Origin of the sequence: Kitasatospora sp. NPDC059462 (assembly GCF_042749955.1) — a bacterium.
Classification (GTDB): Bacteria; Actinomycetota; Actinomycetes; order Streptomycetales; family Streptomycetaceae; genus Kitasatospora.
Genome location: NZ_JBHYUU010000115.1, coordinates 1 through 22,036, shown reverse-complemented (window position 1 = coordinate 22,036; position 22,036 = coordinate 1). Strand labels below are relative to the sequence as shown.

Here is a 22,036-nt window from a genome sequence, read left to right as displayed (position 1 = left end):
CCGGATCGAGAAGTCGGCCCGCCCGACTTTCCACTCCGCGGGGCGTCGGCGTCAGATGGGGCGCAGGGCGGCGAGGAGGATGTCCAGGACGTGGGCGCGGGCGGCCGGGTCGGGGCCGAGTTGTTCGAGGGCGGCGTTGGCGCCCACGAGGAGGGCGACGAGTTCGGGGAGGGTCAGTTCGGGGCGGGCGGTGCCGGCCCGCTGGGCGCGGTGCAGGGCGTCGGCGAGCAAGTCGCGCACGGCCGTCGAGGAGGCGTGGAGGGAGGTGTGGACGTCCACTCCGGCGGCGGCGAGGGCCTGGGCGAAGGCGTTCTTGCCCACGGACTGTTCGGCGATCAGGCGGAAGCAGGCGAACAGGGCGTCGCCGGGCGCGGACTCCGCCGCCACCCGGGCCGCGCTCGCCGCGATCGTCTCCAGCCGGCGCACCATCACCGCCTCCAACAGCGCCTCCTTCGTGGGGAAGTGCCGGAACAGCGTGCCGACGCCGACGCCGGCGGCGCGGGCGATCTCCTCGGTGGACGCACCGACGCCCCGCGTGGTGAACACCTCGGTGGCGGTGTCCAGCAGCTTGGCCCGGTTGCGGGCCGCGTCCGCCCGGAGCGGGCGGTCCTGAGTGCCGCTCAACTCTTCAACTCCCCTTCCTTGTCGGCGGAATCGACGGGCACCCACCCCTGGACAACCGGAGCGGCCGGTCCGTATGGTCGGGACGGAGCTAAACGGAGTCGCTGGTCCGGTTCTGGCGGCGCACATCATTCCGGGGGTTGATCATGTCCGAAACACGGTCGCCGCGCGAGGTCTCCCGCGCGTTGCTCGACGGCATCACGGGCGGACGCTTCGCCGAACTGGACCGGTTCTACGCCGAGGACGCCGTGGTGGAGATGGTGTTCGAGCCGGTCGGCCCGCGCCGGGTGGAGGGCCGGGCGGCGCTGCGTGAGCGGTTCCTCGCGCTCGCCGGGCGCACGCCGCTGGAGCTGGACGCCCGCAACGTCGTGGTCCGCGCCACCGACGACCCCGAGGTGGTCGTCACCGAGTGGGACTACCACGCCCGCAACCGTGACACCGGACAACAGGAGACCGTCGCCAACCTCCAGGTGCTGCGGGTGCGCGACGGCCTCATCGTGCACAGCCGGGACTTCCACGACCACCTCGCCCTCGCCCGGCTCCTCGGCGCCGCGCCGCAGTGGGCCACCGGCCCCCGGGCGGAGTAGCCGGCGGCGGCCGCTCGGCGCGCGAGGATCCGGCGGGGCCGGCGGGGCCGGCGGAGTCGCGCGCCCCGGGCGTCGCGGCTGAGCGCCGCGCCGGGCGCGATGGTGTCGAAGCCGTGGAACGCGCCCGGCCGGACGTGCGGTTCCGCCTCGCCACCGGCCCGCCACAGGGCGGCGGCGTATGCCACGACCTCGTCGCGGAAGGCCTCGGCCGAGCCCACCTCGACGTAGGCGGGCGGCAGGCCCGACAGGTCGGTGGCCCGCGCCGGGGCCGCGTACGGCGGCAGCTCGGCGGTGCCCCGGCGCTCGCCGGGCGCGGCCTGCCGGGCGGTCGCGTCGGACGTCCGGTCCCAGGTGTCGTGGCCGGCCAACTGGTGGGCGGAGAAGCTGTCATTGCGGTCGTCGAGCATCGGGCTCAGCAGCAGCCGGCCGACCGGGACCGGCCCGCCGCGGTCCCGGACCAGCAGGGCGAGCGCCGCCGCGAGACCGCCGCCCGCGCCCTTGCCCCCGACGACGACGCGCCCGGCGTCGATGCCCAGCCGCTCCGCGTGCCCGGCCGTCCAACGGAGCCCGGCGAGGCAGTCCTCCACTGCGGCCGGGTACGGCGCCGCGGGGGCCGGCCGGTACGCCACGGAGACCACGGCGATGTCCGGCGGCCCGGCCAACTCCCGCAGCAGGAGCGGCAGTACGGACCAGGCGTGGCCGCCGACCAGCCCGCCGCCGTGCAGGTGGTAGAGCAACGGCAGCGGCCCGTCCGACCCGGCGGGCCGCCCGCTCACCAGCCGCACGCCCTCGCGTCCAGCTCGGCGACCTCGAAGCGCCCGCCGTCCCGCAGCTGCCACGCCGGGAGGTCCTCCGGGGTGATCGGAGCCCGCGCGCCCTTCCCCAACGCCGCCGGCGCGGCGGCCAGTTCCGTATCGAACGGCGGGGGAGCCGCCGTCGCACCGTGGCCCCGTCCCCCATCGACGCCCCCTCGCCCGTCCGGACCGCCCCGACGGCGCCCCGATCCGCCCAGCTTGCCCGTGCCGGTCGCCCGGCGGCACGGGGCCGGAGCGGGAAGTCGGCCGGTCCGACTTCCCACTCCGGCCCCGGTGGCTTGCCTCCCGGCTACTTGCCCGGCGGGATGTCGTAGACGTGGTCGGGCGTGACGATGCTGGTGATGGCCCGGCCGAGCAGGGTGCTGGGCTCGGAATCCTGGGACATGATGTCGGTGTTGAGCAGCACCACCAGGGTCGCGCACTCCTCCGGCAGGCGGATGGTGAGGCTCTCGTACCCGGGCAGCGAGCCGTTGTGGCCGATCCACCCGTTGATGTCGAAGATGCCGAGGCCGTACCCCGCGCCGGGGATGCCGGTGGGCAGGACGTCCAGGCGCTGCGCCTGGGTCCCGGGCGACAGCAGGGTGCCGGCCACCAGGTCCTCCGCCCAGTGCCGCAGATCCCGCAGGTCGGAGACGAGCGCGCCCGCCGCCCAGGCCCACGAGGGGTTCCAGTGCGTGGAGTCGGCGACCGCGCCGGTGGGCGTCTGATCGGTGTAGCCGTGCGCGTACGGCTCGGGCAGTTCGGTGCCCCGCGGGAAGAGGGTGTGCCGCAGGCCGCTGGGCGCGGTGATCCGGTCGTGGACGAACTCCTCCAGGCTCCGGCCGCTCACCCGCTCGACCAGCAGGCCGAGCAGGATGTAGTTGCTGTTCGAGTACTGGAAGCGCGAGCCCGGCGCGAACTCGTTCTCGTGCCGGTAGCCGTAGGCGAGCAGTTCCTCGGGGGTGAAGACGCGGTCGGGGTCGTCGAGGAACGCGTTGACGAAGTCGTCGTCCTCGCTGTACGGGAAGAGGCCGCTGCGCATGTCGAGCAGGTCGCGCACCCGGATGTCCTCGCCGCACGGGACGCCGTCCAGGTACGTCGCGATCGGGTCGTCGAGGCCGATCAGGCCCTCGTCCACCAGTTGCAGGACGGCGGTGGCGGTGAAGGTCTTGGTCTCGCTGCCGATCCGCATGTTCAGCTGCTCCGTCATGGGCGCGCCGGTCTCCTTGTCGGCGACGCCGAACGCGCGCAGGTAGCTGCCCTGCCCGCGGATCCACAGGCCGACCTGCACGCCGGGGATGCCCGCCTGCTGCATCACCTGCTGGATCGCCTCGTCGAGCTGGGCCTGGAGCTCGGGGCTGAGCGCGCGGCCGTCGTCGTCGGTGACGGCCGACGCCACAGACGACCCAGACGACAAAGACGCCACAGACGCCACAGGCGCGGCGGGCACGGGCGGGCACGGGCGGCGCGGCGCCCAGCGTCAGCGGCAGGAGCCCGGCGACGGCGAGCGCCGTCGCGGCGAGTGTGCGGGCGGGGGAACGTCTTCTCATGGTGCGGGCCTCTCTGCGGTGCGGAGCGGGGGGAGCTGCTGAGCCGATCGTCGGCGACGAGGGGCCGGCGGGCCGTCCGTCCGATGCGCGGGCCGGGTGAAAGAGCTGATGAGCCATCCGATCGGCCCTGTGGTGCGTCAGCCGGCCGCCGGGTGCTTGGCCCGGTGGCGGCGGACGGCGTCCCGGTTGGCGCAGCGCGCGGAGCAGTAGCGGCGGCGCCCGGTGCGGGAGGTGTCGGCGAACACCGTGGCGCACTCCTCGACGGCGCACCGGCCCAGCCGCCGCATCCCGCGGCCCACCAGGTGCAGCGCGGTGCCGGTCGCGACCAGCGCGAACAGCAGGTCGCCGAGCGGGAGGTCGTCCTCGCGGTAGTGCAGGTGCCAGCCGTCACCCGCGTGGTCGGTCACCCGGGGGTGGGCGGTGCCGGCGGCGAGCATCCGATTGAGCCGGGCCGCGCGCTCGCGCTCGTCCGGCGCGTCGACCACGGCCTCCCAGGCGTCCAGCAGGGCGTGGGTGCGCGTCAGGTCCGCGGGCGTGCCGGGCCCCTCGATCAGCAGACCGGCCGCGCGGCAGCGGGCCACGAGCTCGCCGGGGCTCTCCGGGCGCCGGTTCGCCAGCGCGGCGGCCAGGTGGACGGCGTCCTCGCCGTAAGGGTTGAGGTGCATTGGACCATGACAGCAGCATGGGTCGGCATGAGTCACCACCCCGCTGCCCCGACGGCCCTCGCGGCCGCTCCGCCCGCGCCCGGCTACCGCTGGGTGATCCTCGGCGCCGCCACCTTCACCCAGGCCGCCGCCTGCTTCTTCGTCCAGGGGATCGGGGCGATGGCCGTCCCGCTGCAGGACGCCCTCGGACTCGATGCGACACGGCTCGGCCTGCTCCTCTCCGCCTCCCAACTGGCGCCGCTGGTGGGCCTGGTGGTGGCCGGTGAGTTGCTGGACCGGTACGGCGAGCGATGGGTCGTCGGCCTCGGGGCCGGGATCGTCGCGGCGGCCCTGCTGGCCGGGAGCCTGGCCCCGGGGTACGGCTCGCTGCTCGCCGTCCTGCTGGTGGTCGGCGCGGGGTACAGCACGATCCAGCCCGGCGGCAGCAAGTCGGTGGCGTCCTGGTTCGAGCCCGGGCAGAGGGGCTTCGCGATGGGCGTCCGGCAGGCCGGGCTGCCGCTGGGCGGGGCGCTCGCGGTGGCCGTCCTGCCGCCGCTCGCCACCGCGTACGGCTGGCGGTCGGCGCTGCTGGCCGGCGGACTGGTCGCGCTGGCGGGGGCCGGCGCGTTCGCCGCGCTCCACCGGCGGCCGCCGACCGGGCCCGCTCTGCCCGGCCCTCGTTCCCCGAAGGCGGGTCCACCGCCCGCCGGTCCCGCTGCGGCCGTCGTGGAGCGCCTCCGGCTGCTGCGCGAACCGGCCCTGGTCAGGGCGCTGCTGTCGGGTCTGGCCATGGTGTCGGTGCACAGCGGCCTCGGCGTGCTCGGCGCCCTGTACCTGCACGACGCCACCTCGCTCGGCGCGGGCGCGGCGGGCGCCGTGCTGGTGGTGTCCCAACTGGCGGGCATGCTCGGCCGGATCGGCCTCGCGGCGTGGAGCGACCGCAGCCGCGCCGGCCGCTACCGGCCCGTCCTGACCAGCATGGTGGCGGCCGTGGCCGGCCTGCTCGCACTCGCCACCCCGCTGGGCCACCACCCGGTGGGCGCCGCCGTCCTGTTCACCTGGCTCGGCTTCTTCGGCATCGGCTGGTACGGCCCGTGGGTCGCCCACCTCGCCGAGGCCGCCCCGCCGGGCCGCACCGGTCTGGCCCTCGGCCTGGTGATGGCCGTCAACCAGGTGGCCGTGGTCCTCGCCCCGCCCGCCCTCGGCCTGCTGCGCGACACCACCCGGGACGGCCCGTACGGCGGCTACACCCCCGCCTGGGTGGTCCTCGCCGCCGTCACCGCCCTGACCGCGGCCCTCACCGCCCGGCCGGGCCGGACGGCGCGGCGGCGGCCGCCCAGTGCGCGAGGGCGGTGAAGTCGGCGGCGGTCAGGCCGGTCCTGGGGTCCACCCGGTGGAGCAGGGCCGGCCCGTCGTGGTGAGCCCGGACCCAGTCCCGGTCCGCCTCGGTGATCAGGTCGTCGACCCAGGCGAACGGACGGCCGCGCGCCCAGCCGACGATGTCGGGCGTCTTCCAGAACACCCCGCCCTCCGGCTGCCCTCGCGTCGGAGATGCTGAGGTACTGGGTCAACAGGTATTCGCCGTTACAGCGGTCGGCCTGGAGGCTGCGCAGGGCGACTTCGGCGATTACCCGAGAGTGGTCGGGCTCGCTCATGCGAGCCATCCAACCACTGCGACGGTCACCATCCGAGGCTTTCGATTCCGTTTGTGAGATCAAGCGGGACGTGCTCCGGGAGAGGGACGGTCGTCCGGGTGATCTGGCCCGGCGCGGAGAGCTCGGCCTTGTTGACGATCACGCGCTCACCCGCCGGGGTGCGCGCCTCGGAGGCGCGGGCGGCCTGGCCTGGCGGACGTCGGCGTGATCTTGCTCTAGCTGCCGCGTTGTGGAGTGAGCGTGATGACTCACGCGCTCTGGTGCTGGCCACTACGTCTGAAGGAGCGTCACTTGCGCGGCGACGTGGCGGCCACCCCCGACGGCCGCGCCATGCTTCGCATCTGGCGGCACCACCGGGCCGACCTCGCCGAGCCCTGGCCCGCCCGCCATGAACCCCAGGCCCTACCCCCGCTCCCCGGCGGCCAGGAAGCCGCACAACGTCGCGAGGCCGCCCGCCAGTGCCTCGCGGAGCTGGAACGCCAGGCCGCCCAGAGCCGGACCGAGTTCCTGCGCCGTCGCGAGCAGGCCGAGCAGCAGCATCAGGACGAGCCGGCCGCCGCACGCCAGCGCCGGGCCGACGCCCAGGCCGAGCGGGCCCGCACCGGAGCGGACATCCACCTGACGTGGTCCGCGGTGGGTGCCGGCCGCTGGACGGTGACGGGGGCCGGCCACGACCGCCGCCTCGACGTCACCCTCAACACCACCGACTTCGCCCACGACTCGTACGAGATCCGGGAGAACGGCCACTTCCACTCCCGCCACCGCTACCGCCACCAAGTCGACGCCGCCGTGCAGCAGTTCCTCGCCGACGGCGTCGATATCGGGCCGCTGACACCAGGCCCCACCCCGCGACCTCGGTGGCAGGTGGCCCCGGCGAGCGCGCCGGCCGACGGCTCCAGGCCCCACCCCTCCTCATCGCCGGACATTCCTCCGCCTCACACCTGGCGGTTCGTCAGAAATGGAAAGTCGTGACAGGGGGAGCCTTCAGGGCGGAGTATGAGCACCGGCTCAGGTTTGCAACTGAGCGCAACCGGCTCGACACGGGGAGGATCAGATGGCACTACGGTTCGTTGCGAAGGACGAGAAGTCGGGGGATCACGGCTCTCCCACTGTGTGGGTAGACCCCGAGACCAGGGACTTCGTCATTCAGGGGTGGAAGATCGACGAGGCCACGACGGCGGACTGCTTGGCTGACGGTCCGATCCCGGATCATGAGACCGTGGTCCGCATCCCTGCCCGCATGGCCAAGGCGCTCAAGGAGGCGTTGGATGTCGCAGAGCTTGAACAGCTTCGCTGACCTTTTGAGGTCTGCGCGGGAGTCGGCGGTCCACCTGGAACTGCGCGATGTCTACGCGGTCGACAACGAGGACGAAGGCTTTCGCGCATGGAAGTCCGGTCACCGACTCGACCCTGCTGATCGCGCGTCGTGGTGGAGGCCGTGGCTGGACCTCGTCCAGGAGGTAACCGCCAACGGTGTCTCTCTGCGCCGAGCCAGGGTCATTTCGGAGCCCGCCAGCGAGTACATCCGGTACGAGCACTCGTTCACGTTCACCAACGTGGCCGGCGGCGAGCAGGTGCGCTGGCTCCCTCGCCGGGGCGCCTCTGATCTCCTGCTGCCCGGAAACGACTTCTGGCTGTTCGATGGCAAGATCGTTCAGTTCAACATCTTTGACGGCGATGGCCGATGGGTGCACACCGATCAGAGTGACGATCCCGCTGTGGCACGCAACTGCGCGGCGGCTTTCGACGCTGTGTGGGAGCGTGCTGTCCCTCACGAGGCATTCAGCATCGCCGAGTAGTCACCGCAGCCGGCCAGTTCATGTCCTCTTCTCCTCTCTCCAGTGCCCAAGCCGCACGGAAGGCGCTCGCCGATCAGCTCGACCAGATCCGGCGGGACGCCGGGCTTTCAGGGCTTGAACTGGCCGCGCGGTGCGGGTGGCACAAGTCCAAGTCATCCCGCATCGCCCGCGGCCTGACAGTTCCCTCCGACAGCGACATCCGTGCTTGGTGCGCGGCGTGTGGGTCTGCGGAGAAGGCAGCGGATTTGATCGCAGCGTCGCGGACCGCTGAGTCGATGTACACGCAGTGGCGAGACCTCCACCGCGACGGCATGAGGCTGGTTCATCAAAAGACGCTGCCGCTCTACCAGCGGACACGAAAATTCAAGGTATACGCCTCCAACGTCATGCCAGGGATGACGCAGACGGCCCCGTACGCGACCGGGCTTCTCCGTTCGATCACGACCTTCCAGGGCACTCCGGACGACGTGGAGGACGCGGTCAAGGCCCGACTGAAGAGATCCCGTGTCCTGCACGACGCCAGCCACCAGTTCGCCCTGATTCTGGAAGAGGCCGTTCTCTACTACGGCGTCTGCGATGACGAAGCACTCGCCGGTCAACTTGACCACTTGCTCGGGGTCTCGTCCCTTCCGAACGTCTCCGTCGGCGTGATCCCGTTTCGGGCTCGCCGGACCGTCTGGCCGCTCGAAGCGTTCTACGCATTTGACGAGAGCCTTGTGGCAGTCGAGACGCTTACAGCGGAGGTCAACGTCACAGCTCCTGGTGAGATCCGCACCTACCTTCGTGCCTTCGCCGAACTGGCAAAGATCGCAGTTCACGGAGCCGAAGCGCGAAGCCGAATCGCCAAGGCCCGCAGCGCTCTCGGGTGAACCTGTGCAACCGCGTGCAACTTCGTGGCACCGTCTGTAGCCGACTCCCTACGGTCTACCACGCATCCCCACCGCCACGGCGAAGGAGGACAGACCGATGGCGAGACGCAACCCCCCCCGCGCCAGTACCGCGAGGTCGTGACCGGCCCGAGCAAGGGTGAGGCGAACCGGCCGCCCGTCGGCTGGAACCCGCTGGACGACTACCGAGCGGCCAACCCCGCTGGCAGTCCCCTCTCCGTGGGCTCCCAGCTCCAGCGGGAGGCCGTGCTCTCCTCCTGCGTCTGCCGGGACTGCAAGGCCCGCAGACCGGCGGCATGACCACCGTGCCCAAGGCCGCACGCCAGCGCATGGAACCGCCGCCGCTGTGCCCGTTCTGCTTCCTTCAGACGGCGTACGACTCCCCGTCGCCCACCGACGACACCTGGGGATGCGACATCTGCGGGCGCTACGGCTTCCTCCTGCCGGCCGAGTACATCAGGGCCCACCCCAGCACGGATGCGGTGGTCGTCGCGGGAGTCGACCGCCATCCCGTCGGCCGCGCGGCCTGATCGGCAACGAGCACCACCACACCGCACGCCCCGACCCGATGGAGAGGCGCAACTGTGAACAGTGTGATCCAGGGAGACCCGGTCCGGCACCGGACGGCCGGCTGGACGGGCACCGTCGCCGAGACCCCGAGCATGGCCACCGCGCTCATCGCCTCCGGCCGCTTCTGACCGTCGACCCGCGCCCCCAGGCGCCCCATGAACTCCCGGCTCGTCGTGCAATCGCCCGACGGGCCGGGGCACCACGCACGACTGCGCGTCCGCACCCGGGCGAGCAGAGCCCACCCGATTGGAGAGGCACGTGAGCACCGCCACCACCCCCAGCTCCACCGTGGAGCTGGACGAGCTGGGCAAGTTCTTCACCATCACCGCGCGGCGGATCGACGCGGGCGCCGCCGCCCCGCAGATGTTCTCCTCCGCGATCGACGCGGCGTGGCACACCCTCGTCGCGGACCCGGCCGCGCACGAGGCGTTCACCCTCCGGCACGCCGGCCGCAAGCTGGTCCACGTCGAGATGAAGGGCTTCGGCCCGATCTCGTGGGTGGCCGCGTACGAGGAGGCGTACGGGCCGCTGCCGGAGATCTGGTTCACCAACGCCGACGGCACGGTGAACACCGAAGCCCTCGCCCAGTACCGCGAGACCGGCACCGTCACCGCCGAGTGGGACTGCGGCCCCAAGCCCGGCCCCGGCGACGGCGACGACCTCACCCCGGCGGCGTCCTACCTGTGATCACCGCACCACTCGACGGAGCGTCCCGGCCCACCACCGGGGCGCTCCGCCTCACCGAGGCCCGCACGGAGAACCCCGCCGGCGTGGACGTGAACGGCTACCTCGCCGACCTCACCGAGCACTGCCCCTTCCTGCGCCCTTCCATGCGGCGGCACATGACCGGCTGGACCGTCTACGAGATCACCCCGGGCAGCCACCGCTACGCCGTGGAAGCGGAGTTGTTCTACGCCGGGGTCCAGGCAGCGGAGTGGGTCCGTCCCCTGATGGGCAGGCCGTACGGTGTCCTCGCGTGCGAGAACGTGGTGCTCGTCGGGCACTGCGAGGGGGCGGACCACCGGGAACTGCTGACCTGGCCGCACTGGGCGCTGAAGAACCTCTACGCCCCGGTCGGGGTCATGTTCGGGAAGTTCGTCCAGGGGGCGGTCGAGACCGGCCGGCGCGGGCAGAGCATCCCGCCGCCCCCGTTCTCGTTCCTGCCGGTGCGGGCGGGCGTCCGGCCGCTGGACCCGAAGTTTCTGGAGACCACGCCCGACCTCGCCACGGCACTGTCCGTGGCGGTGGACGACGGCCGGGACGTCTTCGAGCACATCCCTTGCGAATGGAAGGCAGTACGAGAATGGGCGAGTTCACTTCCGTTGCCGCAGAAGCGCTGAGCGCCGCGGAGGCGGTCTGCGGGCCGGTCGAACTGAAGGAGATCAGCGACCGCCGGGGCTCGGCGGTGTGGAAGGCCAGCGGGCCGCGCGGAGTGGTGAGCATCAAGCTCGGCACCGGCGAGGCCGCCGAGGTCACCGCCCGCGAAGCCTCCGTGCTGGACCAGCTCCCCGGCTACACCGTGACCACCGGGCGCTTCGACGGTGGCGTCTGGTACGTCACCCCGTGGCTGGCCGGGCCGTCCACCTGGGACGTCTTCCGCCCGGTCCGCAAGGGCGAGGGCGGCCGGGACGAAGCGCTCGCCGCTGCGGTCGACCTGTGCCGGGCCGTGGCCGACCTGCACGAGGCCGGATGGGTGCACGGCGACCTCCAGCCCCAGCACGGCATCCACACCGAACAGGGTGTTCGCCTGCTGGACTTCGCGTGGTCCCGCCAGCTCGGCATCACCCCGTGGTCGACGTTCGACGGCACGATGATCCACCTCACCGCCCCCGAGCTGGCCGCCCGCATCATCAACGGGCCCCAACCCGTCGAGACCACGCAGAGCGCCGACGTCTACGCCCTCGCCGGCACCCTGTGGACCTGCATCACCGGCGCATGGCCACTGGACTACGAGACCGCCGGAATCGGCAGCGACGCCTCGGTGGAGGACAAGCGCAAGTCCATCGCCCACCGCGCGATCCCGCTGTCCAACAAGCTGCCCTGGCCGTCGCTCCAGGCGCGCCTGCGGCACGTCCTGTTGGCCGCGCCCGACCACCGGTCCACCGCTGCCGAACTGACCATGCTCGTGAAGGCAGCGGACGCGTGATCGAGCTGCGGGAGCTGGAGCCCGACGACGCCGGGCCGGTGCAGCGGATCTACGGCCCCGAGTCGGTCGGGTACTTGGGCCGGGGCCCGATGGAACTCCGCGACGCGCAGGAGTTCGTGGCCGCTGCGATCACTGCGGCGAAGCAGAGCCCGCGCACGCTCCACACCCTCGGCCTGGTCGTGGACGGTGACCTACTCGGGGTCGTCAAGCTCCACATGGACCGTCCCGCCGCCGCCATCAGCTACATCCTGCGCCCCGACTCCTGGGGCTGGGGATACGCCACCGAGGGGGTTAGCCACATCCTCGCGCTGGCGTTCGGCCGCCTCGGTCTGCCGGAGGTCCATGCCAAGCACCATCCTGACAACCCGGCCTCCGGCCGCGTCCTGCTCAAAGCGGGATTCGTCCCGACCGGCGAGCACACCGACCACCCGACGTACGTCGTCCGGCCGGCGCGAACGGTCGGCGGCTCCCTTTTCGAACCCGCACTCCCGACCCCCAGGGACACCCCCATGAGCGACAGTTCCGGCCCCGGCACCTTCGACCCCGACGGCAAGCAGTGGCACGCCGAGTACACGTTCCTGGGACAGGCCGCGGTGTCCGGCCCGGACGGACTCCCGGGTCTGCGCGGGATTCCCGACAACATCGGCTGGTCCGCCACCGACGACTTCGAACGGCTCGCCACGCAACTGATCGCCTCCGCCGCGCGCCAGTGGAGACCGCTCGAACTCGACCCGAGCGTGTTCCACTTCGGCGAGGCCCTGCTCAAGCACGCGCGGCGCGTTGCCCAGGACGTGGGCCGCTGGACGTACGAGCCGAACACGAAGCAGCAGTGGGCGGGCGTCGTCGTGACCTTCCGCGCTACCGGCAACTGACCACCTCGCACCCCCGCCGCCCTCAACCCCCAGCGGCGGGCCAGCCCCCGTTTGGTGACCGCCTCCGCAGTCACGAAACGGGGGCGCTCTCGACATGCCCGGACCCCGCAAGACCGAACGGACCCCCGTGCCACCCAAGATCCCCGAGCCCACCGGCAAGGCCCGCACCGACCTGATCACCGCGTACGCGAACCGAACCCCGGTGATCGTGCTCGCCGAAGGCCACGGGGTGTCGGAGGGCACCATGGCCAAATGGCTGCGGAGCCGGGGAGCCACCAAGGGCCCGGTGGACAGCGACCCCGCCGTGGACCGCGAGGAGGCCACCCGGCTCTACAAGGGCGGCACCTCGCTCTCCACCCTCATGGCGTACCAGCGCGGGGTCAGCAGCCGGTGCGTCCCGTAGCCCTCGGGGCGGCGGCAGGGCTTGGCCGCGTACGGGTTCAGCGGTCCGTCGACGTCCAGCAGCAGCAGCGGCCGCACCTGTCCACCCCCTTGGATCGTCCCCGGACCGTACCGGCCGGACGGGCGCCGGTCCAGCGGATTGTCGCGCCGCCCACCGGCGTCGGGGTTTGACGGCGGGCGGGGTGTGCGGTTGTCTGCCGGGCAGGGCCGCGGGGAGGCCGTGGGAGGGGAGGACCGGTGGCGGTGGTGGACGAGGTGCGGACGCTGGTCGGGCGGGGGCGGCGGCTGCTGGACGAGCACGACGCGGCGCCCGATCCGCGGGCCGCCGGCATGGCGCTGTCCGGGGCGCTCACCGCGTTCTCGACGGCGCGCACGCTGCTGGAGGAGGCGGGCCCGGGGGCGCCGGCGGGGGCGCTCGCGGAGGCGCGGTTCCTGGTCGGGCTGACGCTCTCGGTGCGCTACTGGCGGGCCGTCGAGCAGCCGGAGTTCGCCGGGGACGACGGGATCCGCGCCGCCGTGCTGGCCGAACGGGACGACGCGACAGGGCTGTTGACGCTCACGATGGCCGCGTTCGACCAGGACGCGCCGGAGCGGGTGGAGGCGGCGTTCCGGCTCGGGATGCTGCTGCACGCGCGCTACGAGGACGGGGCGAGCGCCGGTGTCGCGGACCCGGCGGCCCGCGCCGACGACCTGGACCGGGCGATCGAGGCGCTGCGGCTGGCCTGCCCCGTCCCGGTGCCGCCGGGCCCCTGGCACGGTCCGGCCGAAGGGGCCGGGGACACCTGCGCCGACGACACCTACGACCCGTACGACGCCTACGACACCTACGACACCTACGACACCTACGACACCTACGACGCGTACGACGCCCAGGACCCCGGGGCGCTCGCCAACCTCGGCTGCGCCCTCGCCGACCGCTCCGAGCGCGACGGCGCCCCGCCCGAACGGGTGGCCGCCGACCGCGCCGCCGCCGAAGCCGTCCTGGAGGGCCTGCTCGACCGGCTGAGCCCGGTACCGCCCCACGGCCCCGACGGCGCGCCGTTCCGCCCGGCCCCCGACGCCGAGCCGGGGCCGGCCGAACTCGCCGACCCGATCGAGTCGGCGGTCCGCGAGTGCCTCGTGCGGCTGCTGCTGAACGAGCGGGACGGCGGCCCGGACGCGGAGCGCACCGACCGGGCCGTCGCCCACCTGGAAGCGGTCGCGGCCACCACGGCCGCCGACTCCCCCTACCGGCTGCGCGCCGGACTGCACCTGCTCGACCTGTACTGGGCGCGCGGCGACGGCACGCACATCCGTCCGGACGACGCCGCCCACCGCTTCGCCCGGCTGTGCGACCTGCGCCGGCTGATCCCGCCCGGCGAGCCGTTCGGCGGCACCGTGCGCTGGCTGCTCGGCTGCACCCTCGCCGGCAGGGCCGAGCTCCACCACGGCGGTGTGGGCGCCGAGGTCCACGAGGCGGTCGAGGTACTGCGCGAGGGCCTGGCCGGCATGGCCGAGGACGACCCGGTCCGGCCGCCCTCGCACGCGGTGCTCGGCACGCTCGTCAACGCGCTGCACCAGCACGACCCGCAGACGTACCGCACCGAGGAAGCCGTCCGGCACCTCACCCTGGCCGTGGACACCATGCAGGAGGAGGACCACGGCGTCCGGCGCGGCGACATCCTCCGCCACCTCGCCGACGCCTCCATCGCGAAGAGCCAGTACTCCGCCGACCGGGCCGAACTCGACCGGGTGATCGGCCTGCTCGACGACGCCGGGGCCCGGCCCACCGGCACCCTGTGGTCGGACGAGCACCTGCACGGCTCGCTGGGGGCGGCGATGAGCAAGCGGTTCGCGCTCACCAACGCCGTCGGCGACCTCGACGCGGCGATCCGCCACCAGCGTGCCGCGTTCCGCCGGGCCGCCCCGGACGACGTCAACCGGGTGGTCTACCTGGAGAACCTCGCCGTCAACCTCTACCAGCGCTTCCGCCTCGCCGGCGACCACCAGGACCTGGAGGCCTCCCGCCGCTACACCGAGGAGGTGATCGCCTACCTCTCGCACTCGGAACACCCGGGCGTGGAAAGGCTGCTGGCCGCCCACCGGCCGATCCTCGAACGGACCAGGCTGATGCTGGAGTTCCAGGAGGCCCTGGCGGCCGGTGACGTCCCGCGGCTGGCCCGGACGGTGACGGCGCTGGAACCACTGGTCGACGCGATGTCCGAGGACGACCCGCTGCGGCAGATGGCGCGCGGGGACCTCGGCCTGGCGATGTTCGTCCACGCGCTCCAGAGCGGGCAGGCGCCGGAGCGGGCGATGGCGGGTGTGGTCCTGATGCTGGACGCGGCGGAACGGACGCCGCCGGGCCACCTGTACAAGAACGTGCTGACCATGCGGGTGGCCGGTGTGGTGAGCCTTCTGGCGATGGGCCCCCCCTTCTCCGAGAGCCGTGCCGAGCAGGCGCTCAAGCACGTCGACCTGCTCATCGCCGCCACCGACCCGGCGAGCATGGAGGGGTCCCGGGCCCACCTGATGCGGGCGATGCTGCTGACGGCGCGTTACGAGCACGCGCGGCGTCCCGAGGACATCGCCGGGGCGCTGGCCTCCGCCGAGGTGGTCCGGGAGCGGATGCGGAACGGGACGCCCACCCAGATGCTGGCGGCGGTGAACTGGATCATCGCCCGGGCCCACCGCCTGCGGCAGGGGCCGGGGGACCGGCGGGCCGGGCGCGAGGCCGGGCTGACCACGCTGCGCCAGACCGCCGCGGCCACCCTGCTCCAGGCGGCGGCCGGCCCGGCCCTGCTGGTGGCCCGGGAGAACGCGGCGCGTGCGCTGACGATCGCCGGCTGGTACCTCACCGACCGGGACGAGGCGCCGGACGACGACGCGCGGGGCCACGACGCGCCGGGCCACGACACGCCGGAGAACGCGGCACCGCGCGACGCCCCCGGCGGTGAGCGCGAGCCCCACCTGCGGGCCGTCGTCGCGGCCCTGGAACTGGGCCGGGGCCTGGTGCTGCACGCCTCCACCTCCACCACCGACGTCCCGGACCTGCTGCGCTCCACCGGCCACCCGGACCTCGCCGACGCCTGGCTGTCCAGCGGCGCCGCCCAGGACGGCCCGGCCCCCGGCGGCCGCGGCCTCGACGCGGTGCTCGGACTGCCCGGCGGCCTGCTCGCCTCCCTGCCCGGCGGCGCCGAGATCCCCGTGCCGGACGACCTGCGCCGCCGCGCCCTCACCGCGCTCGCCGTCTCCCCGGCCGGTGAGGCGCTGATGGCCCCGTCGGCGGTGGCGGAGATCGCCCACGCCCTGGGCGCGGCGGGCGCCGACGCCCTGGTCTACCTGCTGCCGCCCGGCGCCGGGCGCAGCGGCGCGGCGGTGCTGGTCACGCCCGGCGAGGACGGCGCTGGCGACCTCCACCTGCTGCCGCTCACCCTCGTCAGCGTCGACGCCGTCCGCTCCGAGGACCGCGGCCCGCTCGCCGCCTACCGTCGGGCGCACCTCGACCGGCAGGCCACCCTGGAGGCCTGTCCGCCCCGCCACCCGGAGCGGGCCGCCGCCCGGCGCCGCTGGCGCGCCACCCTCGCCGAACTCTGCGACTGGGCCGGCACCACCGTGCTGCGCCCGCTGCTGCGCCACCCCGCCCTGCGCGCGGCCACGCGCCGCGGCCCGGACACGCTGCCCCGGCTGGTCCTGGTGCCGTTCGGCGAACTCGGCGGCGTCCCCTGGCACGCCGCGCTGCTGAGCAGCGGGCTGCGGGACGGCGGGCGGCCGGTGCGGGCCGTGCAGCGGGCGGTGATCTCGTACGCGGCGTCCGCGCGGCAGTTCTGCGAGGTGGTCCGGCGCCCCCGGCTGCCGCTGGGCGAACGGCCGGTGATCGTCGGTGACCCGACCAGGGAGCTGATGTTCGCCGAGGTGGAGGCCGAGTACCTGCACGCGGACCACTATCCGCACGGCACACTGCTCGGCTACGTCGAGGACGCCGTGGGGGCGGGCACCCCGGCCGAGGTGCTGGCCGCGCTGCCGGCCCCCGGCCGGGCCGGGGCGTCCGTCCTCCACCTGGCCTGCCACGCCCTGCCGTCCGAGCGCTCGCCGCTGGACGCCTACCTCGGGCTCGCGCCGGACCCGCGCGCCGGGGACCGGCTGGGGCGGCTGCCGGTCGGGGACATCCTGCGCCAGGCCCAGGGCCGCCCGCCGGGCTCTCCGGGCGGGCTGGTCGTCCTCGACGCCTGCGTCAGTGACCACACCGGCGGGGACGTGGACGAGGCGCTCACCCTCTCCAGCGCCTTCCTCGCCGCCGGGGCGACGGGCGTGGTCGGCTCGCGCTGGGAGGTGGTGGACGAGATGGTCTGCGTGCTGATGTACGTCTTCCACGGCCGCCTGGCGGCCGGTGATCCGCCGGTCGAGGCGCTGCGCCGCACCCAGTTGTGGGCGCTCGACCCGGACCGCCGGCTGCCGCCGGGCGCGCCGCCGGAGCTGGTCTCGCTCGCCCGCCGGGACACGGGCGCCCTCGACGTCTGGGCGGCCTTCGCCTACCAGGGCAACTGAGCGCCGTCGGGCCGTACATGACGGAAAATCAGTCGGCGACCGTGGCCCGGCAGGCCTCCGCGTACGCCCGCACCAGCGGCCGGTGCTCGTCCTCCCGCCGCCAGGCCAGGGCGTAGCGGCTGGCGCCGAGGTCCCGCACCGGCCGGGTGGTGACCCCGCCCAGGGTGATCAGCGGGGCGTTGCCGGCCGCCACCAGGCAGATGCCGAGGCCGGCGATCAGGGCCTCGTAGGTCTCCTCGACGCCGGCGACCTCGGCGCCGATGTGCGGCGGGCGCCCGGCCCGGGCGTCCAGGGCCAGCCAGTGGTCGCGCAGCGGTCCCGCGCTCGCGGGCAGGGCGAGGAAGGGCTCGTCGAGCAGGTCCGCGAAGTCGAACCCGTCGCGGGCGGCGAGCGGATGGGTGTCGGGGAGCGCGACCAGGCGGGGTTCCTCGGCGACCACCGTCCAGCGGAAGCGCTCCGGGCCGGGCAGCGGCAGCCAGACGAAGGCGATGTCCACCGCGCCGTTCGCCAGGCCCGCCGTGGGATCGTCCCAACTGACTTGGCGCAGCCGGGTGGTGGCCTGCGGGTGGGTGGCGGTGAAACGCGAGCGGATGGCCGGGAGCAGTCCGCCGCGGGCCGGGCTGGTGCTCATGCCCACCACCAGGGTGCTGCGCTGCTCGGCCTTGACCGCCTCCACCGCGGCGGCGCCGTCCGCCCAGGCGGCCAGCACCTTGCGCGCGTGCGGCACCAGGGCCTCGCCGGCCGCCGCCAGCGTCACCCCGTGCCGGTCGCGGCGGAACAGCTCGGCGCCCAGCCGCAGTTCCAGCGCGCGGATCTGCTTGCTCAGCGCGGGCTGCGAGACGTAGAGCCGTTCGGCGGCGCGGGTGAAGTGCAGTTCCTCGGCGACCGCGAGGAAGTAGCGGAGGTCGCGGGCGTGGACGTCCAGGGTCATGTCCGTTGGTTATCACCGCGGGTCTTGGACGGGCAACGGGTTCGGGCGGCAGGCTGACCGGTGTCAGGAGAGACGCGTGGGACCGACGGGGAGTCGACATGACCAAGGTGTGGCTGGTGACCGGTGCGAGCAGCGGTTTCGGACGGGCGATCACCCGGGCGGCCGTCGCCGCCGGTGATGTGGTGGTCGGTGCGGCGCGCGGTCCGGAGGCGCTGGCCGACCTGGTGGCCGCGCATCCCGACCAGGTGGAGGCGCTGCGGCTGGACGTGACCGACACGGCCGCCATCGGGGCCGCCGTGGCGGACGTGGTGGCCCGGCACGGGCGGGTCGACGTGCTGGTGAACAACGCGGGCCGGACGCACGTCGGCGCCGTCGAGGAGACCACGGACGAGGAGCTGCGGGCCCTGTTCGACGTGCACGTCTTCGGCCCGGCGGCCCTGGTGCGGGCGGTGCTGCCGCACATGCGGGAGCGGCGCTCGGGGGCGATCGTGCAGATGAGCAGCGTGGGCGGGCAGATGTCCTTCGCGGGCTTCGGCGCGTACAGCGGGACGAAGTTCGCGCTGGAGGGCATCTCCGAGGCGCTGGCGGACGAGGTGCGGGAGTTCGGCATCAAGGTGCTGATCGTGGAGCCGGGGGCGTTCCGGACCTCGCTGTTCGAGACCGGCCGGGCCGGGGTCAGCGCGGACAGCGGGGTGTATTCGGCGGTGGGCGGGACCCGGGCCTTCGTCTCCGGCGGGGACGGTTCGCAGGCCGGTGACCCGGACAAGGCGGCGGCGGTGATCCTGGCCGCGCTGGCGGCGGAGCGCACCCCGCTGCGGCTGCCGCTGGGCGAGGACGGGGTGGGCGCGGTCCTCGCCCACCTCGACCAGGTCCGGGAGGACGTCGCCGCCTGGGAGAAGCGGGCCCGGGCCACGGCCTTCGACGCCTGAGCCGCCCGCCACCAGCCACTGCCGCCGTCCCCGCCCCCACCTCGCCCCCACCCCGTCCCCGCCCCCGCGCCCGACTACGTCGTGCGCATGGCGTCGACGGCGGTCATCCGGGCGACGCGGCGGGCGGGGAGGACGGCGGCGGCGAGGCCGGTGAGGACGGTGAGGGCGAGCGCGCCGAGGACGGGCAGGACGGGCGGGCCGCCGACGGTGCCGAGCGTCGCGGTCACGGAGCGGGCGGCCGCCCAGCCGTAGCCGATGCCGAGGGCGGTGCCGAGCAGCGCGGTGGCGAGGGAGAGCAGCAGGGCCTCCAGGGTGAGCATCCGGCGCAGCTGGGTGCGGGTCATGCCGATGGCGCGCAGCATGCCGATCTCCCGGGAGCGTTCGCTGATGCTGAGGACCAGCGCGGCGGCGACACCGAGGCCGGCGATGACGACGGAGAAGCCGAGCAGGGCCATCGAGATCAGCATCATCCGGTCGAGCAGCGAGCGCAGGGTCTCGCCCTGGGCGGCGGTGTCCGTGACGGTGAGCCGGTGGCCGGCGAGGGCGCGGTCCACGGCCCGGCGGGCGGTGGGCCGGTCGGTGCCGGGGGCGGGGGTGATCCAGACGGTGGTGGCGGGGGCGCCGGGGGCGATCCGGTCGAGGGTGGACGGGGTGACGAGCAGGGTGGCGCCGCTCTGGAGGGTGAACGGGAGGGCGCTGCGGCCGGGTTCGACGCGCAGGGTGGCGCCGGGGAGGCCGGCGGGGCCGGCGGGGCCGGCCACGGTGAGGGTGCGGCCGTCGTCGAGCCCGCCGAGGGCGGTGCCGTCGGTCAGGGCGCGGGCGCGGCCGAGGTCCTCGGCGGTGGGGTTGAGCCGGGCGGGGTCGGTGGCGGCGACCACGGTGTCGCGGCCGTCGACGCGGACGGTGGCCGAGCGGACCGGTGTGACGGTCAGTTCGCGCTCCCCGGCGAGCGCCGTGAGCGCCCCGGCGGGCACGGCGCCACCGGCGGCGCCCGTCGCCGAGAACACGCCGGGCTGGCGGGCGGAGACCGCCGGGACCAGCGAGTTCGAGGTGAGGTCCAGGGCGGTGACCGCGCCGACCATCACCGTCACCCCGAGCAGCAGCGCGGAGCCGGTGGCGCCGGTGCGCAGCGGGTTGCGGCGCAGCTGCTGGGTGGCGAGCCGTCCGGCGGTGCCGCCGAGGCGGCGGGCCGGTGCGCCGAGCAGGGCCACGGCGGCGGGCAGCAGCCGGTGGGCGAGCCGCAGGACGCCGAAGAAGCTCGCGATGGCGCCGGTGGTGACGGCGAGCAGGGAGAGCGGCGGGGCGGCGAGCGCGCCCAGCACGACCAGGGCGGCGCCGCCGGTCAGCAGCACCGTCGCCCACACGGCGGCCCGCACCCTTGCGGCGGGGCCCGCCGCCACGCCGTGCCCGGCGCCGTCGAGCGCGGCGATCGGCGGGACGGCGGAGGCGGCCTTGGCGGGGCCCCGGACCGCGAGCAGGGTGAGCAGGACGCCGAACAGCGCGGCGAGCGCGCAGACCAGCGGCGAGGGGGCGAGCGAGAGGCGGACCGGGCCGAGGTCGGCGGCGGCCAGGACGGCCTGCGCGGCGCCGCAGATGCCGAGGCCGAGCAGGACGCCGGCGGCGGAGGCGCCCATGCCGAGCAGCAGGCCCTGGCGGCGGATCAGCCGGCGCACCTGGATGCGGTCGGCGCCGATGCAGCGCAGCAGTGCCAGCTGCCGGGTGCGCTGGGCGAGCACGACGGTGAAGGTGTTGCCGACGACCATCCGGGCGACGGCGAGCGCGATCAGCACGAAGGAGAGCGCGGCGGTCAGCACCACGCCGTAGAGGGTGCCGCTCTCCCGGGTGGCGTCGCGCACCGAGACCTCCCGGGTGTGCACCTCGGGGGCGGGGCCGGTGGCGCCGAGCGCCTCGCGCAGGGCGTCGACGGTGCGGGTGGCGGAGGTGCCGGGGGAGAGGCGGACGTCGAGCCGCTCGGTGACGGGGGTGGCGGCGTAGCGGGTGACGGCGTTCTCCGGGACGCCGATGACGGGGTGTCCGGACAGGCTCGGCGCGCCGCGTCCGTCGAGGGTGCCGGTGAGCCGGGCGGTGGCGGGGGTGCCGTCGGCCCGGGTGAGCCGGACGTCCGCGCCGGGGCGGACGCCGAGGCGCTGCGCGGTGGCGTCGTCGAGCAGCACCTCGCCCGGCGCGTCGGGCCACCGTCCGGAGCCGAGGAGCTGCCAGCGCAGGCCGGGGTCGGCGGCGACGGCGCTGACGACCGCGTCCTGGTCGAGAGGCCGGCCGGAAGCGTCCAGCAGTCCGCCGCGCCCGGTCAGGCGCGGGGCGAGTGCGGCGACCCCGGGCACCCGGCGGGCCCGGTCGGCGGCGGCGGCGTCCAGCGCGCCGTCGGCGGCCGGGCGGCCGATCTGGATGTCGCCGGGGCCGACCTCGGCGGCGGCGCTCTGGCCGAAGGAGTCGACGAGGGCGCCGCTGCCGCTGACCGAGGCGATGAGGAAGGCCACGCCGAGGGCGATGGCGGCCCCGCTGAGGAGGAGCCGGCGCAGCTGTCCGCGGAGTTCGGCGAGGGTGTGGCGGTAGGTGGTCATCGTTCCCGGTCTGTTGTCGCATGGCCGCTGTCCGGCCCGTCGTCGCTGCTCACCGGCGGTTTCGACCGGTGACGGCTTCGAGCGTAGGAGGCGGGCGGGAGCCTTCCGTCGGCGCGAGGTCGCGTTCATGATCATTCCGGGGTCGCAGGGCGGGGCCGCGCTCCTCATCCCTGGGAGGTAGGCCGACCCCGAAGGATCCGGTTGCCCGGGGCGTCCCCACTCGTCCCATTGGTCACCGTGGTCCCACCGGCCAAACTGGTCCAGACCATTGACGCTCCGCGCGGAGGCTACCTAGCATGATCGCGCCGCGGCGGCCAAACGGGGGCCCGCCGCCGATCCGCCGAGCGCGCTACTCCCTCCCACCCCACGGGGCGTGCGGCCGGACCATGTCCGAGAGACCGCCTGTCCCGCCGTGAGGCGAGTGCCGAGGAGTGTCATGCCCACGACCACCCAGGAGTTCGCCCACGAGTCCGGCCCGGCCGCCGGGCCCGACCGGCCGTCCGCCCGCACCGACAGGCCCGACCGGCCGACCGCCGTCAC

The 22,036-nt window shown here is 74.5% G+C and carries 20 protein-coding genes and 2 pseudogenes; 15 read left to right on the top strand and 7 right to left on the bottom strand.

What is annotated here, in order from left to right; translation table 11 throughout:
• Positions 1 to 51: 51 nt before the first annotated feature.
• Complete coding sequence (locus tag ACFXAM_RS25620) at positions 52 to 624, bottom strand: TetR/AcrR family transcriptional regulator (RefSeq protein ID WP_380294582.1); 573 nt, start codon at positions 622 to 624, stop codon at positions 52 to 54.
• Between the two features lie 143 nt (positions 625 to 767).
• Between ACFXAM_RS25620 and ACFXAM_RS25615 the strand changes: the two genes are divergently transcribed.
• Positions 768 to 1,208: a nuclear transport factor 2 family protein gene (locus ACFXAM_RS25615; protein WP_380294581.1), complete on the top strand. Its 441-nt coding sequence runs from the start codon at positions 768 to 770 to the stop codon at positions 1,206 to 1,208.
• A gap of 38 nt (positions 1,209 to 1,246) precedes the next feature.
• Here the strand turns inward: ACFXAM_RS25615 and ACFXAM_RS25610 are convergent.
• From ACFXAM_RS25610 to ACFXAM_RS25600, 3 genes and pseudogenes are all read right to left on the bottom strand, one after another.
• Positions 1,247 to 2,115 (bottom strand): annotated as a pseudogene (locus ACFXAM_RS25610) (alpha/beta hydrolase fold domain-containing protein); the annotation flags it as partial.
• A 197-nt stretch (positions 2,116 to 2,312) separates the two neighbouring features.
• Positions 2,313 to 3,401: a serine hydrolase domain-containing protein gene (locus tag ACFXAM_RS25605; RefSeq protein ID WP_380294580.1), complete on the bottom strand. Its 1,089-nt coding sequence runs from the start codon at positions 3,399 to 3,401 to the stop codon at positions 2,313 to 2,315.
• A gap of 288 nt (positions 3,402 to 3,689) precedes the next feature.
• A complete protein-coding gene (locus ACFXAM_RS25600) occupies positions 3,690 to 4,217 on the bottom strand; it encodes a CGNR zinc finger domain-containing protein (RefSeq protein ID WP_380294579.1) in 528 nt (175 codons plus the stop codon).
• A gap of 6 nt (positions 4,218 to 4,223) precedes the next feature.
• On the opposite strand from ACFXAM_RS25600, the gene ACFXAM_RS25595 reads away from it, so the two are divergent.
• Positions 4,224 to 5,552 carry an MFS transporter gene (locus ACFXAM_RS25595; protein ID WP_380294578.1) on the top strand — a complete coding sequence of 443 codons (1,329 nt, stop codon included), beginning with the start codon at positions 4,224 to 4,226 and terminating at the stop codon, positions 5,550 to 5,552.
• Here ACFXAM_RS25595 and ACFXAM_RS25590 read toward each other — a convergent pair.
• Positions 5,494 to 5,730 (bottom strand): annotated as a pseudogene (locus ACFXAM_RS25590) (hypothetical protein); the annotation flags it as partial. The gene ACFXAM_RS25595 and the pseudogene ACFXAM_RS25590 overlap by 59 nt on opposite strands.
• Before the next feature lie 412 nt (positions 5,731 to 6,142).
• On the opposite strand from ACFXAM_RS25590, the gene ACFXAM_RS25585 reads away from it, so the two are divergent.
• The 12 genes from ACFXAM_RS25585 (at position 6,143) to ACFXAM_RS25530 (ending at position 17,054) form a co-directional block, all read left to right on the top strand.
• Complete coding sequence (locus ACFXAM_RS25585) at positions 6,143 to 6,823, top strand: hypothetical protein (RefSeq protein WP_380294577.1); 681 nt, start codon at positions 6,143 to 6,145, stop codon at positions 6,821 to 6,823.
• 82 nt (positions 6,824 to 6,905) lie between these two features.
• A complete protein-coding gene (locus ACFXAM_RS25580; RefSeq protein ID WP_045704700.1) occupies positions 6,906 to 7,148 on the top strand; it encodes a hypothetical protein in 243 nt (80 codons plus the stop codon).
• The gene (locus tag ACFXAM_RS25575; RefSeq protein WP_380294576.1) at positions 7,120 to 7,650 is read left to right on the top strand and encodes a DUF6879 family protein; all 531 of its coding nucleotides are present in this window, start codon (positions 7,120 to 7,122) and stop codon (positions 7,648 to 7,650) included. Before ACFXAM_RS25580 ends, ACFXAM_RS25575 begins: the two co-directional genes overlap by 29 nt.
• A gap of 20 nt (positions 7,651 to 7,670) precedes the next feature.
• Positions 7,671 to 8,519 carry a helix-turn-helix domain-containing protein gene (locus ACFXAM_RS25570; RefSeq protein WP_380294575.1) on the top strand — a complete coding sequence of 283 codons (849 nt, stop codon included), beginning with the start codon at positions 7,671 to 7,673 and terminating at the stop codon, positions 8,517 to 8,519.
• A 138-nt stretch (positions 8,520 to 8,657) separates the two neighbouring features.
• Positions 8,658 to 8,837: a hypothetical protein gene (locus ACFXAM_RS25565; RefSeq protein WP_380294574.1), complete on the top strand. Its 180-nt coding sequence runs from the start codon at positions 8,658 to 8,660 to the stop codon at positions 8,835 to 8,837.
• Positions 8,834 to 9,067: a hypothetical protein gene (locus tag ACFXAM_RS25560; RefSeq protein WP_380294573.1), complete on the top strand. Its 234-nt coding sequence runs from the start codon at positions 8,834 to 8,836 to the stop codon at positions 9,065 to 9,067. Before ACFXAM_RS25565 ends, ACFXAM_RS25560 begins: the two co-directional genes overlap by 4 nt.
• A gap of 298 nt (positions 9,068 to 9,365) precedes the next feature.
• A complete protein-coding gene (locus tag ACFXAM_RS25555) occupies positions 9,366 to 9,794 on the top strand; it encodes a hypothetical protein (protein ID WP_380294572.1) in 429 nt (142 codons plus the stop codon).
• Positions 9,791 to 10,447 carry a hypothetical protein gene (locus tag ACFXAM_RS25550; protein ID WP_380294571.1) on the top strand — a complete coding sequence of 219 codons (657 nt, stop codon included), beginning with the start codon at positions 9,791 to 9,793 and terminating at the stop codon, positions 10,445 to 10,447. Before ACFXAM_RS25555 ends, ACFXAM_RS25550 begins: the two co-directional genes overlap by 4 nt.
• Positions 10,411 to 11,253, top strand: a complete 843-nt coding sequence (locus ACFXAM_RS25545; RefSeq protein ID WP_380294570.1) for a hypothetical protein — start codon at positions 10,411 to 10,413, stop codon at positions 11,251 to 11,253. Before ACFXAM_RS25550 ends, ACFXAM_RS25545 begins: the two co-directional genes overlap by 37 nt.
• Positions 11,250 to 12,125 (top strand): GNAT family N-acetyltransferase, encoded by an 876-nt coding sequence (locus tag ACFXAM_RS25540; protein ID WP_380294569.1) that lies wholly within the window; start codon positions 11,250 to 11,252, stop codon positions 12,123 to 12,125. The genes ACFXAM_RS25545 and ACFXAM_RS25540 overlap by 4 nt, the downstream gene beginning before the upstream one ends.
• A gap of 127 nt (positions 12,126 to 12,252) precedes the next feature.
• Positions 12,253 to 12,528, top strand: a complete 276-nt coding sequence (locus ACFXAM_RS25535) for a hypothetical protein (protein WP_380294568.1) — start codon at positions 12,253 to 12,255, stop codon at positions 12,526 to 12,528.
• Positions 12,529 to 12,764: 236 nt separating this feature from the next.
• Entirely contained in the window at positions 12,765 to 17,054 is a 4,290-nt protein-coding gene (locus tag ACFXAM_RS25530; RefSeq protein WP_380294567.1) for a CHAT domain-containing protein, read from the top strand.
• A gap of 28 nt (positions 17,055 to 17,082) precedes the next feature.
• Here the strand turns inward: ACFXAM_RS25530 and ACFXAM_RS25525 are convergent, their stop codons facing one another.
• Entirely contained in the window at positions 17,083 to 17,985 is a 903-nt protein-coding gene (locus ACFXAM_RS25525; protein ID WP_380294566.1) for a LysR family transcriptional regulator, read from the bottom strand.
• A gap of 98 nt (positions 17,986 to 18,083) precedes the next feature.
• Between ACFXAM_RS25525 and ACFXAM_RS25520 the strand changes: the two genes are divergently transcribed.
• Positions 18,084 to 18,914 (top strand): oxidoreductase, encoded by an 831-nt coding sequence (locus ACFXAM_RS25520; RefSeq protein ID WP_380294565.1) that lies wholly within the window; start codon positions 18,084 to 18,086, stop codon positions 18,912 to 18,914.
• Positions 18,915 to 18,988: 74 nt separating this feature from the next.
• Here the strand turns inward: ACFXAM_RS25520 and ACFXAM_RS25515 are convergent, their stop codons facing one another.
• On the bottom strand, positions 18,989 to 21,496 hold the full coding sequence (locus ACFXAM_RS25515) for an ABC transporter permease (RefSeq protein ID WP_380294564.1): 2,508 nt from the start codon (positions 21,494 to 21,496) through the stop codon (positions 18,989 to 18,991).
• Between the last annotated feature and the right edge of the window lie 540 nt (positions 21,497 to 22,036).

Bases quoted from the DNA above. Each gene is read 5' to 3' on its own strand.
- ACFXAM_RS25600 (WP_380294579.1), bottom strand. From the start codon at position 4,217: ATGCACCTCAACCCTTACGGCGAGGACGCCGTCCACCTGGCCGCCGCG.
- ACFXAM_RS25515 (WP_380294564.1), bottom strand. From the start codon at position 21,496: ATGACCACCTACCGCCACACCCTCGCCGAACTCCGCGGACAGCTGCGC.
- ACFXAM_RS25575 (WP_380294576.1), top strand. From the start codon at position 7,120: ATGTCGCAGAGCTTGAACAGCTTCGCTGACCTTTTGAGGTCTGCGCGG.
- ACFXAM_RS25525 (WP_380294566.1), bottom strand. From the start codon at position 17,985: ATGACCCTGGACGTCCACGCCCGCGACCTCCGCTACTTCCTCGCGGTC.
- ACFXAM_RS25545 (WP_380294570.1), top strand. From the start codon at position 10,411: ATGGGCGAGTTCACTTCCGTTGCCGCAGAAGCGCTGAGCGCCGCGGAG.
- ACFXAM_RS25520 (WP_380294565.1), top strand. From the start codon at position 18,084: ATGACCAAGGTGTGGCTGGTGACCGGTGCGAGCAGCGGTTTCGGACGG.
- ACFXAM_RS25560 (WP_380294573.1), top strand. From the start codon at position 8,834: ATGACCACCGTGCCCAAGGCCGCACGCCAGCGCATGGAACCGCCGCCG.
- ACFXAM_RS25570 (WP_380294575.1), top strand. From the start codon at position 7,671: ATGTCCTCTTCTCCTCTCTCCAGTGCCCAAGCCGCACGGAAGGCGCTC.
- ACFXAM_RS25615 (WP_380294581.1), top strand. From the start codon at position 768: ATGTCCGAAACACGGTCGCCGCGCGAGGTCTCCCGCGCGTTGCTCGAC.
- ACFXAM_RS25595 (WP_380294578.1), top strand. From the start codon at position 4,224: ATGACAGCAGCATGGGTCGGCATGAGTCACCACCCCGCTGCCCCGACG.
- ACFXAM_RS25580 (WP_045704700.1), top strand. From the start codon at position 6,906: ATGGCACTACGGTTCGTTGCGAAGGACGAGAAGTCGGGGGATCACGGC.